Annotated in this window: 16 protein-coding genes; all 16 read right to left on the reverse strand. The window is 34.4% G+C overall.

The annotated features are described in order from the left end of the window. Positions 1-39 precede the first annotated feature (39 nt). Positions 40-1,860, reverse strand: a complete 1,821-nt coding sequence (locus H5J24_RS16690; RefSeq protein WP_346729917.1) for a relaxase/mobilization nuclease domain-containing protein — start codon at positions 1,858-1,860, stop codon at positions 40-42. 32 nt (positions 1,861-1,892) lie between these two features. Beyond that, on the reverse strand, positions 1,893-2,216 hold the full coding sequence (locus H5J24_RS16695; RefSeq protein ID WP_141395636.1) for a bacteriophage spanin2 family protein: 324 nt from the start codon (positions 2,214-2,216) through the stop codon (positions 1,893-1,895). A gap of 37 nt (positions 2,217-2,253) precedes the next feature. Next, positions 2,254-3,321: a hypothetical protein gene (locus tag H5J24_RS16700; RefSeq protein WP_228407591.1), complete on the reverse strand. Its 1,068-nt coding sequence runs from the start codon at positions 3,319-3,321 to the stop codon at positions 2,254-2,256. Between the two features lie 108 nt (positions 3,322-3,429). Then, a complete protein-coding gene (locus H5J24_RS16705; protein ID WP_068941718.1) occupies positions 3,430-4,221 on the reverse strand; it encodes a hypothetical protein in 792 nt (263 codons plus the stop codon). A 1,585-nt stretch (positions 4,222-5,806) separates the two neighbouring features. Continuing rightward, a complete protein-coding gene (locus H5J24_RS16710) occupies positions 5,807-6,016 on the reverse strand; it encodes a GDCCVxC domain-containing (seleno)protein (RefSeq protein WP_082811089.1) in 210 nt (69 codons plus the stop codon). Beyond that, positions 6,016-6,618 carry a mercuric transport protein MerTP gene (gene merTP, locus H5J24_RS16715; protein WP_027381138.1) on the reverse strand — a complete coding sequence of 201 codons (603 nt, stop codon included), beginning with the start codon at positions 6,616-6,618 and terminating at the stop codon, positions 6,016-6,018. Before merTP ends, H5J24_RS16710 begins: the two co-directional genes overlap by 1 nt. Continuing rightward, the gene (locus tag H5J24_RS16720) at positions 6,615-6,989 is read right to left on the reverse strand and encodes an ArsR/SmtB family transcription factor (RefSeq protein ID WP_027381139.1); all 375 of its coding nucleotides are present in this window, start codon (positions 6,987-6,989) and stop codon (positions 6,615-6,617) included. The genes merTP and H5J24_RS16720 overlap by 4 nt, the downstream gene beginning before the upstream one ends. A 139-nt stretch (positions 6,990-7,128) precedes the next feature. Further along, positions 7,129-7,461 carry a VOC family protein gene (locus H5J24_RS16725; RefSeq protein WP_232815703.1) on the reverse strand — a complete coding sequence of 111 codons (333 nt, stop codon included), beginning with the start codon at positions 7,459-7,461 and terminating at the stop codon, positions 7,129-7,131. Between the two features lie 106 nt (positions 7,462-7,567). Next, on the reverse strand, positions 7,568-10,105 hold the full coding sequence (locus tag H5J24_RS16730; RefSeq protein ID WP_096788281.1) for a multicopper oxidase domain-containing protein: 2,538 nt from the start codon (positions 10,103-10,105) through the stop codon (positions 7,568-7,570). Positions 10,106-10,107: 2 nt separating this feature from the next. Continuing rightward, positions 10,108-11,946 carry a copper-translocating P-type ATPase gene (locus tag H5J24_RS16735; protein WP_232815704.1) on the reverse strand — a complete coding sequence of 613 codons (1,839 nt, stop codon included), beginning with the start codon at positions 11,944-11,946 and terminating at the stop codon, positions 10,108-10,110. Positions 11,947-11,987: 41 nt separating this feature from the next. Beyond that, positions 11,988-12,146 carry a hypothetical protein gene (locus H5J24_RS16740; RefSeq protein ID WP_232815705.1) on the reverse strand — a complete coding sequence of 53 codons (159 nt, stop codon included), beginning with the start codon at positions 12,144-12,146 and terminating at the stop codon, positions 11,988-11,990. Between the two features lie 85 nt (positions 12,147-12,231). Beyond that, the gene (locus H5J24_RS16745) at positions 12,232-12,654 is read right to left on the reverse strand and encodes a heme-binding domain-containing protein (protein WP_346730004.1); all 423 of its coding nucleotides are present in this window, start codon (positions 12,652-12,654) and stop codon (positions 12,232-12,234) included. A 48-nt stretch (positions 12,655-12,702) separates the two neighbouring features. Continuing rightward, positions 12,703-13,365, reverse strand: a complete 663-nt coding sequence (locus tag H5J24_RS16750; protein WP_068941712.1) for a DUF3347 domain-containing protein — start codon at positions 13,363-13,365, stop codon at positions 12,703-12,705. Between the two features lie 35 nt (positions 13,366-13,400). Next, positions 13,401-13,925 carry a DUF305 domain-containing protein gene (locus H5J24_RS16755; protein WP_068941710.1) on the reverse strand — a complete coding sequence of 175 codons (525 nt, stop codon included), beginning with the start codon at positions 13,923-13,925 and terminating at the stop codon, positions 13,401-13,403. A gap of 12 nt (positions 13,926-13,937) precedes the next feature. Further along, on the reverse strand, positions 13,938-14,822 hold the full coding sequence (locus tag H5J24_RS16760) for a DUF3347 domain-containing protein (RefSeq protein WP_068941707.1): 885 nt from the start codon (positions 14,820-14,822) through the stop codon (positions 13,938-13,940). Positions 14,823-15,018: 196 nt separating this feature from the next. After that, positions 15,019-15,261 carry a hypothetical protein gene (locus tag H5J24_RS16765; protein WP_232815706.1) on the reverse strand — a complete coding sequence of 81 codons (243 nt, stop codon included), beginning with the start codon at positions 15,259-15,261 and terminating at the stop codon, positions 15,019-15,021. Between the last annotated feature and the right edge of the window lie 930 nt (positions 15,262-16,191).

A 16,191-nucleotide genomic window follows, 5' to 3' on the forward strand; every position in this document is an offset into this window, starting at 1 on the left:
TTTTCTATATCTTTTAAATAATTGGAAGCTACATTTTACTTATCTATTTCTTTTTTTTCTTCGTTTTTTAAGTTCATTTTCAGCAGGATCCCTTGCAGTCCCAGTACTTTTCATTAATTCAAAAAGCATTTCATTGACAGCTTTTTTAAATTCACCCCCTTCCTTATTTTCGCTTTGGTGCGCCGTTTTTAATTGAGGGTTTAGGAATTCCTGATATTTCTTTTCCCCAATCATTGGTTCCAATTCTCCGATGTAATGAAGTCTAGAATGAACGATGTAATATTTTCCATCCTCTGATTTGATGATATTAACATCTTCTTTATTTTGGCTTTTCAGGTATTCTTTTACATCGTTTCTGATTGCTGTTAATATTTCCTTATTTTTCAGCTTTTTATTCTCAAAAAGCATAAAGTCTTTTATTTCATTTTTTGAATTTCTATCTTTTAAAAATCTTTGTAGTACTACTTTAGTGTCATCATTTGGAATATTGTAATCCTTAAGACTTTCAAACAGTTTCTTATCCATTTTCTCCGAAGTGAATTCGAACAACTCATTCATTTTCATTATTTCACTTCCTTTATAAACTGAGCCTGTCTTGTGGTCAATGACCGTATAACCAAAAGGTTGCAAATCATCTTTATGATGGAATATTAAGTCTATCCCAAAAACATCTTTCAGCTTTTTCTGAAGTTCACTTTCGAATTCAATTATTGGTGTCCAATCATCTTTTTGCTGCTCTTCCGGAAGCATTGCTTCCTGCCTTCTAAAATCCTCGACTTTGAAAACCTTATTGGAGCAAATATCTTTATACTTTGAAAAAATGGCTTTCAGCTGTTTTGTCCTTTTCTCATTTTTTCTACTATCAAAAACAATTTGGTCTCCTGATAATGTTCGCTGGATTACTCCGTTTTTTAAAATGGTCAAAGATTTTGCATCATTTGTGTTTTCACCCAGTTTATAGCCATTTCTGTTAAGTAAAGTTTCAAACTGATGGAGGGAACTCATTTTGTATTTCAACAGTTTGTTCAATACTTCCTCCGGTTTAATTCCGTAAAGTTTCTCTAGAGTATTAGCTAAAGCTTTTTGAGCTTTTAACTTTTCATAACTGTCATTAATCTTCTTTCCAGTCTGTTTATCTACTCGAGTCGTAACAATATGAATGTGATTGTTCTCTGTGTCATTATGGAAAGCCACAATAAATGGTTGTTTTCCATATCCCAATTCATCCATAAAGTCATCAGCAATTTTTGTAAGTTCTTCTTTGGAATGTTCCCTGAACTTGGTCGAAATTGTTGCGTGAAATTGAGGCCTAATTACTCTTTTATTTCCAGCCGAAATAACTTTTAAATAATCTCTGACTTGCTGTTTATCACTATTTTCATTAATGAATGATGGAAAGTTTTTCATCATCATCAACTCCCCTTTTCCTTTGTCTATTTTTTTATCATTGTAATTAACTCCTGGAAAGTCGGATCCAGCTGGATTCATTATTTTAACAATCATTTTGAAGCAAAGAATAAATGTTTTCAAATATTTTGTTCTGCTCCTTTTTAGAATTATTATTTCTGAAAGCTTTTCAGAAAAAACTTTTAACTCTTCTGAACCGATGAATTTTTGCGTATTTACAATCTTAGCAACCTGATTGATATTGGTCTCAATCTTTACAAAAACATTATCTTGTTTTTCAATGAATTCGAGAACCTGTCTTCTTTCATCATCCAAAATCCTGTTTTCGACAGAATTGATGATTAAACTTGTAAGCGAAATATTTCTTGTATCGCATATTTTTTTCCATTCTTGCTTTTTCTGATTACTGATTCTAAAAATGATAGTCTTATTCTCGGTTTCAATCGGACTCATTTGAAATAGTAAATAGTTTCATTCAAGTATATCTAAATTGGAATAAAAATTAGAGTAGCAATTGCTAAAGCGCCTACAAAAACAGAATTCAATATTTTCCATTTCTTCATTTGCCTAATGCTTGCTTTCTCAAGGATAATCTGTTCTTTCTTAGCCGAAATTCCATAGATACAATCTTTATCAAATCCCGTGATTTTCAGATTAAGTACTTTTGCATTAAAATCTTGAACTTCATAGCTTCTGCCAACTTCTATTGAACTTTCAATTAATGGTCTCCCAGGATTAGCTACTATGGTTTTGCAGGAGGTCAATGAAATGCATAATAACAGAATTAAAAATATTTGGTAATTTTTCATTGGTTTATTTTCTAAGTTCAATTGAATTCGCTGTGCATTAAAGTGCTTCCCAATTTGCCACACCATTTACACTCTTTAGAACATAGCTTCCTACAGGTGGAGGTTGAGGAATAAATTCTGTTGCAAAACCAAATGATCCATCAGATTTAGCCACTACTCTTTTCGTATATGAAGAATCGTTATCTGCATTAGGCATTTGTGATGGCGTGACACTTAATTTTCCATTGATGTTTAGCCACCTTTCAGAAAAATCCCCCGAAATCAACGCGAATTTGTAATCCGTATAATTATTCGTAATACTATCCCAAAAGTTGGTTGAACTTGTTGTGACGGGGGTTGAATGTATAGCCAATTTGTTACTAACACTTCTGTTACCAGTGGCAGGACTTCCTGCTCCTGTACCAATGAAGATATTATTGGAACCTGTTCGGTTTCCTGTACCTGACAAATATCCTATCGATATATTATCATTCCCGGAAGTGATATATGACATTGCTCCTGCCCCGATTCCAATATTTCTGCTTCCTGAAATTGTTCCGTTTACAATGCCATTCAGTGCCGAAACACCTGCTCCATAATTCAATTTTCCTGTAATTTCTCCCTGAGACATTGCGTAAAAACTAGCAGAATTTCCTTTTCCTGAAGTTATCTTAGAATCTGTCGCAACGATAGAATTATACTCGCCTGTAATTTGACCTCGGGAATTTCCAAGTGTATAATTTTCCTTACTATCAAAATCAAGATGGAGATTACTTTTGACAACAAGTTCTACTGTTGAAGAATTTCCTCTTAGAACAACATCATTTAGAGAGTCTTCTTGAGTAAAAGGTATCCACGCACTACCATCAAAATAATATAAACCTGATTTTGTAATATGAATCACTTGACCAACTAAATTTGTCGCAGGTAATGTCACAAAGACTATAGTTCCCTTTTTTGCAGTTGAATAAGTTTTTGCTGCCAGTTGTTCTCCCGTAATACGTGGTGGAATAATTCCATCATAATGATTAGTATCATTGGGTTTGCCTACAACTTCTAATGTTGCTTCTGGTGTTTGGGTATTGATTCCGACTTGAGCGTGAACCGCTATACCAAAAAAGGACAAAAAAAGATAAATAAGTGTTTTCATTTTATTATTGTTTTTATATAAATTCATTTGGTTATAGAATCGCTTTCTTTCATCACTTGTATCAGAATTTCAATTTTGAAGATTCTACTTTAGATATGGCTTCCTCCAGTTAGAATAACTTTGCACTTCTCCATATGTATAAAATGAGGGTGACATTGAACTTAAAGTACTTTGCGGAATTTGAAAACCATAATTTTCAAGCAAGGCTGGAAAATATTGGGTTGAATTTTCTCGATGTAGTAAGGCGATTTGATATGGGACAAAACCTAAATCATTGCATATATCTCCAATATTGATGAAAGTATTTCCTGTGATTGGTTCGCTATCTGATCTGTATAACTGAAAACGGATGTTGACAATACCATTATTTTTTTTAAAAGATATATTTCCATTTAATCCTCCAAAATTTTTTGTCCCTACAGAGTAAGATTTTGATGAAGTCAAATATGCGTTTGTATTACCCCACTGATTTCTCGGAGTTGACCAAGTTGATGTTGCAGTAAGTCCTGCAGTACTGGTTGGGTCGAATGTCAGTAAAATGAAATATTCGATTGGATCTTTATCTTGTAAAAGTAGCTGCCAAAAACTTCCATCAAAACAGTATAATCCTGTTTCAACAACATACTTAACCTGACCGACTAAATTGGTTGCAGGAGATGTCACAAAAACGATAGTACCCTTTTTACCTGAAGTATATACCTTAGTAGATAACTGGTCGCCTGTAATACGAGGAGGAATTATGCCATCATAATGATTAGAATCACTTGGTTTTCCTACAACATCCAAAGTAGCTTCTGGTAATTTGGTATTAATTCCGACTTGTCCCCGAATAGTTATGACTATGAATAGCAGAAAAAAATAAAAAGGTATTCTCATTTCGTTTTTTTGGTTAACATTTCTTCTGCAAAGTTGGGACATCAAAACATTGAAAACAATAGTGTTAATGGGAGCTGGGCTAAATAAGATGATTCTGGATGATTCTGGAATCTCTGGAGATTAAAAAAGAATAATCTGGATTAATCTGGAATCTTAAACCTAATTTCACAGAAAACAAAAAAACAAGTTCCGCAGTTTTTTACCCTTTTTGAAGAAAAAGGCAAGAGAGTCTTTGGATGTACAACTTGTAAAAGTCTGTATATACAAAGACACATCTTGCTCAAAAAGGCCGCTTATTTTTCGGAGTTCTGAAAATCGATTTATATTATTGATAATCAGTAAGTTTGAATCTCCTGTTGTGTTTATTGGGAAATTACAGAAGTGAATTCTTTGAGTATGAAAGAAAAATAATAATTGCTTGTAAAGTGAAAATTTACTTACCGTATTGTAAATCAAATTGTAATGATTTTGACCTGTACTTATTTTACGCAGGTGACCTGTATCTAATTTACGCAGGTATGAGATTGCACCAGTATTCGTATTACGCAGGTGCGATGAGTAATATTGTCCTATTTTTTGCAGATGACCTGTATCTGATTTACTCAGGTATGAATTCCAGCTGTATGTATTTTACGCAGGTTTGATGATTGGCATAATCCTTTTTACTCAGGTAACCTGTATCTAATTTATACAGGTATGGGGTTCAACCTGTATTCGTATTACGCAGGTTAGATGATGTATTGAACTTGCTTTAATTAATGAATTTTCAATGATGTATTTTAATAGTTACGGGAATCCTTTTTTTACTATCCGAAAAAATTCCGTTAGGCAAAAAATGATGAGTATAGAACTATTTTGGATAAATATCAAAAAAGAGCACAAGATTCATTATCATTTTTTTGGTATATTTGAAACTCTTATCAAAATTCTAAACAAAGAAATTTCAATAAAAAAAATGAGAAGAATATTATTTCTATCTTCAATATCACTGGCTTCATTGGCGTACAGCCAGACCAACTGTGAATCTCTCAAAAAGGAAAACGAAGCTTTACAATCGACGGTTAAAACTTTGTCTTTAGAAAATTAATCTATAAAAAAAGTATTTGATATTAATAATCCAATTCTCGATTCGGAAAAAGACAATTCTTCATTCAAAATAACAAAAGTCGTTGGAAATAAAGCAACGAAAAATATTGCTGTAAGTTTTCTTGTCTAAACAAAAGATGAGAACAAAAAAATGACGATTACCGATATTTCTATTGTAGATATTGAAGGAAATGAATATCAAATAGATTTATATAAATCCAGCAAACCATATCCGGAACTCTCACTGAACACTCCTGTCAAAATAAATTTCTCATTTAAAGATTAAAAAAGAACTAATTTCTTCAGCAGTTGAAAGGAAAAGCTATCAATACATCCTCCCTAAGTTATTGCATTACAACAATGTATTTAATGATGCTTTTTTAAGATCGCTATATGTAGCAAGGTTAGAAATTTTACTTATAGATGAGTTGATACCCAAACTTGTAAATGACAAAATCATAGTTATAAAAAGTGAGGCTAAATTTAACCTCACTTCCATTTATTTACAACAAGCATTTCCCTCTTGAATAGGTGGGCACTTCACTGTGCCATAACTACAAAACACGCAACAATCCCCCTCTTTTGGTTTTAGGATTGTTTTGCAATTCTCACACTGATAGAAAAATTGACAAGCATCAGTTGGCATTTCTTCGGATTTCTTATGTCCGCAGGTTGGACAAGTTATTTCGGATATTAAAATGATGTCCATTATGAAATAATTTTGCTTTTTAGTGATTTGTAACCAGTCGAGTTAATAGCTTTTTCGATTTGCTCGATGCTGGTTTGTTTGTTGTCGAACTTTACAATTGCGTTGCCTTTTTCGTAAGAAACAATAACTTCAACAATGCCTTTTAGTTTGCTAATTTCTGTCTTTACATGATGTTCACATCCTGAACAAGTCATTCCTTTAATAGTAAATTCAACTTTCTGAATTTTAGAAGTCGAGGTAACAATTGCCGTGATTTTTGTCTTCGGAACAAAGATGTGAGCATAACTCGGAAATGATAGAAGTAAAACTGATATTACGGTAATACTTCCTAAAAATGATTTCGTTTGCATAAAATTTTGTTTTTGATTTGTTTCACAATTACAGTCAATTTGTTTTTGAGGTTTCAGTTTTTGATACCAAGCAAAGCCAAGAACTAAAACAGTCATACCAATAAAATAAGGTCGAAAAGGTTCGAGCCACGAAAAGGTAGAAGCAATTCCGCTTGAACCCGCAACTATAGCCAAAATTGGCGTAATACAGCACAAGGACGAAGCAATTGCTGTCAAAAGTCCTGCACCGATTAATTTTTTTTCTGTTTTCATATTGCTTCCAAAATTTTGTTTTCATTAAGGATTTTGAAAAAAGGTTTGAGCATTTTTTCATACTCTTTTGCCAACGAATAGAAAATAGTTTGCGCTTGTCTTTCCGTTTCAATGAGTTTTCTGTCTTTGAGTTTTCGCAAGTGCTGAGAAACTGCCGAAATGGTCATACTGAGAATATCGCTTAGGTCGCAAACACAAAGTTTCTTTTCTTCATAAAGAAGAAAAAGTATTTTCAGTCTTACATTGTTACCCGCTAACTCAAGTCCGCTAGATAAATAATCAACTGTCCCTTTAATTTCACTAATCCGGTCTTTGCAACGCATTATCTGCTTAACGTCTGCCTGCTGCCTTATACAAGAAAGATTATCCATAAGTACAAAGATATGCAAATTGTTTATTTAAGCAAATACTAAAATACAAAAACATCTTTTTATACATTTTCATAAAAGGATAAAAGATTTCCGTATAAGTCTAATGCTGCAAATTCTCTTGTGCCATAATAGGTACTTTCTATCTCTGTTTTTTCATTGTGAAGCACCTCTTTTCTTTTAGCTCCTTATACAGCTCTTCAACTCCTTTTACTTCAATTCTGCAACTGTGTGTTCCTGCTAAAAAGCTTTCTGCCCCACTACTAATCGGTTTTAGAAATAGAAAAATGCTTTTCCATTTCCAACTATAATTGCAGGAAGCCCACAAATGCAGCTCTATGTTGTCCCGAACCAAAATTGCAAAAGTGTCTTCCTTGTACCGACAATTAAAACCAAATTTGTCTTTGTAAAATTGAACTGCTTTGTCAATTTCCCTGACAGGAAATGCGGGTGTTGTCTTTATCAGTTCTATCATTGTCATGTGCAATTTTAAATTGTAATATTGTGCTAAATAGTCGAGACAGCACAAACGGGTTGAAAAAACGTTTTCGGTTTCCTGGCTTAGCTGTTTATCCTTTGTTTTAATAATTTAAAGATAATCCTATACCCCAGCCCATATCACTATCGTAATGTGTACGAATACCCACATTTTTATTGATAATATATTTTAGCTCTGTCATATACTCTTTATCGGTGTTGACCATAAAACCAGCCCTCAATCTCTTTGTGATGGGAATATCTTCACGCATTAAGGAAAGACGTACAATTCCATCGTGATATACCTCTGCCTGAAAGTTTACTAACATTGGCAAAGTGTACATAAAACCTAAGCTAATAGCTCTACGTGTATCTTTTTCATTTTTCTGTCCAAATAAATTGGTTTCGTGTTCATCCATACCCATTTTACGATATCTCCAATCAAAACCTATAAACGGCATAAACCATTGCATTTTTCCAATGTACCTTCCTAAATGTGTTTCTACTTCATAACCGTGCACATCGTTATAGCCTAATCGCCATTCTGTTCCTAAACTCCATCTTGCCTTTTGAAGCATCGCATCACCATCATTTCCATTGGTAGCAAAATCATTCTGAGCCATAAAGTGTGGCATATTGCTTTCTCTTTGCAACATATTATATGCTTTCTTCTTGTCAGGCAAATTTGGATTTTGATAATCGTCAACCGCAAATACCCTGTTCATTCCTGACATCATATGATAAAGGATATGACAGTGGAAAAACCAATCTCCTTCTTCGTTTGCTAAAAACTCAATAGTATCAGTTTCCATTGGCATTATATCCAACACATTTTTAAGTGGTGATTTTTCGCCTTTACCATTAATTACTCTAAAATCGAAACCGTGCAAATGCATCGGATGGCGCATCATTGAGTTATTATGAATGGTAATTCGTAGAATTTCTCCTTTTTTCACAGGTATTTTATCAACTTCTGAAAGTATTTTATTATCCATGCTCCACACATAACGGTTCATATTTCCGGTAAGGGTAAATTTCAATTCTTTTACTGGAGCATCTTTAGGAAGTTCCGTATTGGAAGGAGATTGTAGCATTGCATAATTCAGCGTTTTGATTTCTCCCAAAGCATTTGCATTGTAACGGTTGGGATCATTTTCCATATTCATATTGTGTTGGCTATGGTCTTCTTTCTGCTTACTATCTCCGGTTATTTCGGGATACATTACCACATTCATATCCATTTGATTAAGGCTCATTTTCATACCCATATCATCTAAATCGCCGTTCATCTTCATCATATCATTCATCATTTTCATCCCCTCAAAATATTTAAGGCGAGGAAGCGGAGAAATAAGTTGTTTAATACCACTACCTACAAAATAGCTTGCCGATTGTGTTCTGTCTTCAGTAGTTGCTAAAAATTCATAGGCAATCCCATCTTCAGGAATCGTAACCACAATATCGTAGGTTTCTGATACTGCAATGATTAATCTATCAACTTCTACAGGTTCTACATCGTTTCCGTCGTTGGCTACTACGGTAATTTTACCTCCTGCATAGCGCAACCAAAAATAAGAGGATGCACCACCATTTGACACTCGTAATCTTACTTTATCTCCTGCTTTTAGCGTTTTGCCATCAACTTTTTTTAAATCTGTAGCGTTATTTCCGTTGATTAAAATTTTGTCATAATAAACATCGCTTACGTCCATTGCCAACATACGTTTCCATTCGTTGGTTACTTTTGTTTTGAAATGACCTTCTTTGATAGCTTCTGCGTAAGATTGTGTTGCATTTTTTTTAATAGCTGCCCAATCATTGGCATTATGCAACATACGGTTGATATTATCCGGGTTTATGTTTGTCCACTCACTTAAAATGATGGGTACGGTAGGCAAATCATCAATTCCCTCTCTATAAGTTTTATCATCCTCACGCTTTTTCATTACAAAACTGCCATACATACCAATCTGCTCCTGCAAACCTGAGTGGGAATGATACCAATGTGTTCCGTGCTGGATAATTGGAAAACGATAGGTATAAGTTGTGCCTGCCTTAATAGGTTTTTGTGTAAGCCACGGCACACCGTCTTCTTTGTTAGGCAGGAACACTCCGTGCCAATGGAGCGAGGTGCTTTCTTTTAATTGGTTATGGACTACTATTTCGGCTGTATCGCCTTCTGTGAAAGTTAGGGTTGGCATCGGTATTTGACCGTTTACGGCAATGGCTTTCTTTTCTTTACCTGCGTAGTTTACTAGTGTATCTGTGACGTATAATTCGTATCGAACTGTTTTTGGAGGTTTTGTATTTACAATTCTTTTTACGGTTTGATGCTTTTCTTTTGGCATAGACATATTGTTCATTTTGTCAACCTTTTTCGGCTGCTCTTTTGGAGGCATCTGCATTTCATCGTTCTTTTTGTTCGATGACTGCTTTACTGTTTTAGTCTTTTCTTTTATCAATTTCATACCACACTTTGGACAGTTGCCTGGTTTTGCCGCGTGGATTTCAGGATGCATCGAGCAAGTATAAGTTGCCTGTTGCACCTTTTCGTTTTTACTCATATCCATACCTTTCATATCCTGTGCTTGTGCAAAGGTGTACATGGCAAGGATGAATATTATTAATGTTATCTTTTTCATTTTTATTTTTTGATTTTTAAAAAACTTGCATTGATTGCAACTACAACTGTACTAACCGTCATTAAAACCGCACCTGCTGCCGGATTTAATAAGATGCCTTGTTTATATAAAACACCTGCTGCCAAAGGCAATGCGATTACATTGTAACCCGTAGCCCAAATTAAATTCTGTATCATTTTACGATAGGTGGCTTTACCAAATAAAATAAGATTTACAACATCGTTAGGGTTACTGTTTACTAAAACAATACCTGCGGTTTCGGCTGCAATATCACTACCGCTGCCAACTGCAATACCAACATCTGCAATTGCCAATGCTGGTGCATCGTTTACGCCGTCACCTGTCATAGCTACGAATTCGCCTTTGCTTTGCAGTTCTTTTATTTTTTCTAATTTTTGATGTGGCAATACTTCGGCAATAAAACTATCCATGCCTAAAGTGTCACTTACACTTTTTGCTACTTTGTTGTTATCGCCGGTAAGCAAAATGGATCTGATATTGTTGTCTTTTAAGGTCTTGATTGCTTCTGCTGATTCAGGACGGATCTCATCGGACAAAGCAATATAACCTGCCAAATCGTTATTTACGATTAAAAACACAACCGTTTCTGTGTCGTTGGCAGTAAAGCCGTCGGGGATCGCAAAATTATTTTCTTTTAAATACCCCGGACTAACCACCAATATTTTTTTGCCTTCAACTGTTGCTTCAACGCCTTTGCCTGTGATGGCATTGAAATTTTCTGTTGCAGGAATTGTGATTGATAAGTCTTTTACTTTTCGCAAGATGCCTGTTGCAATGGGATGTTCTGATTTTTGTTCTAATGCAGACGCAAGGCGAATGATTTGATTTTCATTGAACTCTTTTTGCAGCGATACAATTTTTGACACTTCAAATCTTCCTACAGTTAATGTTCCTGTCTTGTCAAAAACGATAGTGGTTATTTTTCTTGAATTTTCAAACGCAGTACGATTTTTAATAAGCAATCCGCTTTTAGCTGATAAGGCTGTAGATTTTGCAACAACCAATGGAACTGCCAGACCCAAAGCATGAGGGCAACAAATAACAATTACGGTTACCATTCTTTCCATTGCAAAAGCCAATGATTGCCCTGTGAGATACCAATATAAAAATGTGGCAATGCCGGTAACCAATGCTATAATCGTAAGCCATTTTGCAGCTTTGTCTGCTAATAGCTGCGTTTGTGATTTTGATTTTTGTGCATCGTCCACCAATTTAATAACCTGTGATAAGTAAGAGTCTTTTGCTGCATGGGAAACGGTAACTTTTATAGAACCGTTGCCATTGATTGCACCTGCAATTACTTTATCGCCTTTTACTTTTTGTACTGGTTTGCTTTCGCCTGTAAGCATACTTTCATTCAGGTAGCTTTCGCCTTCTAATATTATTCCATCGGCTGCCACTTTTTCGCCTGGCTTTACTAAAATAATGTCGTTCTCTTTTAATGTGTCGGTTTTTACATCATGCACCATGTTGGGCATTACCATGTGTGCATCGGCTGGCATTAACTGTACCAATAATTCTAATTCTTTTGACGCACCTGCAACAGATTTCATTTCTATCCAATGCCCTAACAGCATAATAAGAATAAGCGTTGCCAATTCCCAAAAGAAATCCATACCCTGTAACCCAAAAACAATTGCAACGCTGTAGATGTAAGCAACTGTTATGGCGAAGCCGATTAAAAACATCATGCCGGGGCTCTTTGCTTTTACTTCGTTGACCAATCCTTTTAAAAATGGAAAGCCACCGTAAAAAAATACAACGGTTGACAATGCAAAGAGTATGTATTGCGAACCTGCAAACTGCCAATCAACTTTCATAAAATGTTGTATCATGGTTGATAGCAACATGATTGGAATGGTTAGGATGAGCACAACATAAAACCTTTTTTAAAATCGGCAATCATCATGGCATGGTGGTTATGTCCTGCCATTCCCATTGATGGGTTTGCTCCAGGCTGCATATTGCTCATGTTATGCCCTGTATGGGCTTCTTTATTTTCTGTATGTTGATGTTCCATATAAATAATTTTATTTGCAACAATCCTTTTTGCGAATATAGATTGTTTTAAGAATGGTGATTAATATTTTTTTTGTGTACTGCTTTTAATTTTCTATTGAAAGGCTGTCTGCTTTTTTGTTCATCCAATCCATTATCAAACTTTTTTGCTCTTTTGAGAGCTTTGCGTAGCTGTGCATTATTTTATATGAAGCTAAAGGCATTTCATCGTCTTTAATTTGGTTTGCTATTCCTTTCAATTTACTTATTTGCCTTCGACTACTAATACTGCCAAACTCACTAAAGTTTAATTTTTCTTTGCCATTATCAATATGCCTTTTCATCATCCACGCCATAGGCTGTATGTTGGAATACCACGTATTTTTGGTATTATTGCTATGACAATCGTAACAGGCATTTTGTAAAATGTTTTGCACATTTTCCGGAACGGTATAAACTTTTGCAAAATCGGTTTTGTCAACCTGCCCCTTATTTACATTGAGGGCAGGCTGATATAATTGTATAGCAATAAAAAAAACAGTACTATTGCCAAAATTATCTTTATTACTTTTTTCATTTTATAATTCCTTTTTCACAGAACCGCAGGTAAGCATTTGGCTACCGTAATAAGGATTTTTAATTGCCTTAGCTTCGCTAATCCAAATAGCACCTTTGCCGTCATTGTACATTGGGCAGAAGTCCTGATACAGCTTTTGTGTAGTTCCAAACAAGGTAATAAGGTCGGAAACATCTTTACTCAAGGATGCGAAATGTTCTCTTTGGTGGTCTACCTTTCCTGCGTTGTCGCCAATATGTTCTGCATTTTCCTTGGCATCTTCAGCTATATCCATATATTTTTTATGCTTGTTAGCAGGGATGGCTTTCATATTTACGTTTTTAAATGTTGCCAATAATTGCTTACCTGCATTAGCTGCTGCTTTATCATTATCTGCTACAAGTGCATTTTTTAACGCCAAATAATCTTTTATAATGGGTGCGATAGAGAAGTTTTGAACCTGGTCTTTTACTTCTTGTTTTTCAACTTTTTCAGTCATGGTATCCATTGTTGCAGATTTACTTACTGTATTATCTTGTGTTGCTGATGACAAATCTTGAGTTTCTGCTATCGCAGTGCTATCATTAGCTTGCTGATTGTTGTTTTTATTGGAAGACTGATTGCATGAAACTGTTACTACTGCTATGGTTGCCAATGTTATGATGGAGAAAAATATGTTTTTCATTGTAATGTTATTTAAAGTTATTAAAGAATGATTTTTTACTTATCTGTTTCAAATTCTTTCAGCTTTCGCTTCATAAATTCGATTTCCTTTGCCTGTGTTTCGAGTATGTTTTTTTGTAGCTCAATTAATTCGGGGTCAGTAAGCTTAGCTTTTTCGGACATTAATACAGCTGCAGCGTGGTGCGGTATCATTCCTTTTACAAATTGCTTATCGCCCACATTTATTTGCTCGCGAATGCCAAACCACGAAAAGACACCAATCACAAGAGAAACGGCAATGACTGCCCAATTGATTTTTTTGTTTTGATACATTCCTTTCATTATCAATAATTCAATAATCAACATTGCCGAAACCATCAGCAACGTCATATATAAATTGTTGATGTTCGGGATAAGATTATTCAATCCGTCAATCATAGCATACATAATAAAGTACATAGCTGCGAACATTGCAACAGCCATTACAGCAAAGCGTTTGTACATTGCTAAAGAATGATTGTGATTATTTTCTTCACTCTTTTGAGTATGTTGCATTCCGTGTTGGTTTTTCATACTTTCCATAACAATTGTTTTTTATTTGTTATTAATAATTTCCTGTACGCTGCCACAGGTAAGCATTTTAGAACCGTAATAAGGATTTTTAACCACTTCTTCTTTGCTTAACCAATTTGCACCTTTACCATTGTTGTACATTGGGCAGTGCTGATAATAAACAGGTGTTTCTTGTTTTGATACTTTGATTAATTCGTACATATTTTTAGAAAGCATGGCAAAAGTTTCTCTTTGTTTTGAAACATCTTTGGCTATAGCAATTTTCTCTGCATTTGCTGTTAAATCTTTCATTATTTTCATCCAAACGGTATGTTCTTCTGTTAAAAGCTTTGTCATTTCTACAGCTTTTATTGCCTTTACCAATTCAGCGGCTTTTGCCGATGAAGCACCTGCATCGGTTTTTACCAAAGCATCTTTTACTGCAAAATAGTTGTCAAAAACAGTTTTCAGTTGTGGTGCATTTTGTGTAGTCGTCGTATTTGTGGTAGCCATTTCTTTAGGGTTGTGGCTGCCGTGTTCGGCTTTCATATCCATATCTGCATCTTTGGTCTTTGCAAGTGGTTTTAGTTCCCTGTTATAATGGCAACAGTCGGATAATTTTGCATATACATCATCTGGGGCTAAAAATTTTTCATTGTCGTACCCCGCTAAAGCAATACGTTTTAGAGTCTCATCCTGATTTGTTTTTTTACTATCGTAGTCAATCGTAGCTATCTTGGTATCTTTATTCCAATTTACTGTGACTACATTTTTTACATTTCCTGCTTTTTCAATGGTAGTTTTGCACATTTCGCAGTTGCCATATATTTTTACGGTTTCTGTTTTTGCATTTTTGATTTGTGCAAAACTGTTTACAGCTGATAGTAATACGGTGATTACCATCAATATTTTTGATATTGATTTCATTTTGAAAATTTTAAAATTAATAAGATATATAAAAGGGTTGCGAAAACCGGATTTAGTTTTCGACAAGACGTAACTGTGGATAGCAAGCCATAGTTTTATCCTATTTTAGGCGGTTGCCAAATGGAAGAGTAGCCTGAAGAATAGTAGGCTTGTTTAAAATTGAATTTTTGCTTTTTAGTTTCGGCAAAAAGGTTTGTTAGTTTAAAATAGATAAGCGTAGGTGAGCTAAATGCTGGTGAAGTAGTAATACATCTACAACAACTGTGATTACACTTACCGTTGCAGTCGTGACCATCGTTGCATTTTTTACAGGACTTATCCTTACAACCGCTTTTGTGTTCTGCTTTTGCAGATTGGTCTTTAGAACAACTTTTTCGTTCTGTATTGACTGTTTTTTTGCACAAGCATAGCCTATGCTTGGAATTAGAAAAAAGCCCAAACATAGTAAGATAATAAAGCTGATATGTTTACTAAAAGTTTTCAACATAACAAAATTATGAAATTATTTCTTTTAATTGCTATATTTTACACTTTTTAAATCTCAATCTAAAAGATACTCTATAAGTTTATAGTAAATTTCGTTCATCTAAAAGGGAGACCCAATTAACTAGCGCCCTTCAAATATTGAAAATTAAATAGGTGTTAAATAGTAAAGTTAATTTGTGACCAGGGCTCTATTTGAAAACTGCTTTTTGGATCGTTTCGATTACTTGTGCTCCTAATAATTCGTTTTGATTTTACCGTCAATATTTTATTCATTGCACTTCCTAATTGCAGATGTGATAATTGCAGAGTATTTAGCTGTTATTATGGATTATCTGAATTTTTACATCTTACAACTAGTGACGACAGAAGAAATAGAATATGCTGCAAAATCATTGGGCAGCGCGAAAAGCAAATCATTTTTAAAAATGATTTTTCAATTGAGGCTAAAAATAGATTTATTGATTGTCTGTTCAATGGTTGGACTATATAGAATGTTTATAGACGATTCAATACGAGCCGTTCCCTCTTTTGACAATAAACTAACTGCTTACGTTCAATATATGTGTAAAGAAAAAAGGTTGTCAGATTATACAATTAATAGGCGATGCAGAATGCTTACATATTTATGCTGATAATTTTTAGCATCGATCAAATGTTTAGCTACGAATATAAATTAATATTTAAAATACTACACATAATATATTTATTTAGATGAATCAGGATAATATTGAGGTGAAAAAAAATATTTATACATCTTCAACTAAAACCTACAACCTTTTTTCAAAAACAAACCAAAGCCAAAGTCCGGAATTGTTTTAGAAATGGGGTTGTTCCGCTTTCCGCAAAAATGCGTTTCCGACCGTAGGGAGGAATTGCATTTTTG

Source organism: Chryseobacterium capnotolerans (assembly GCF_021278965.1).
GTDB classification, from domain to species: Bacteria; Bacteroidota; Bacteroidia; order Flavobacteriales; family Weeksellaceae; genus Chryseobacterium; species Chryseobacterium capnotolerans.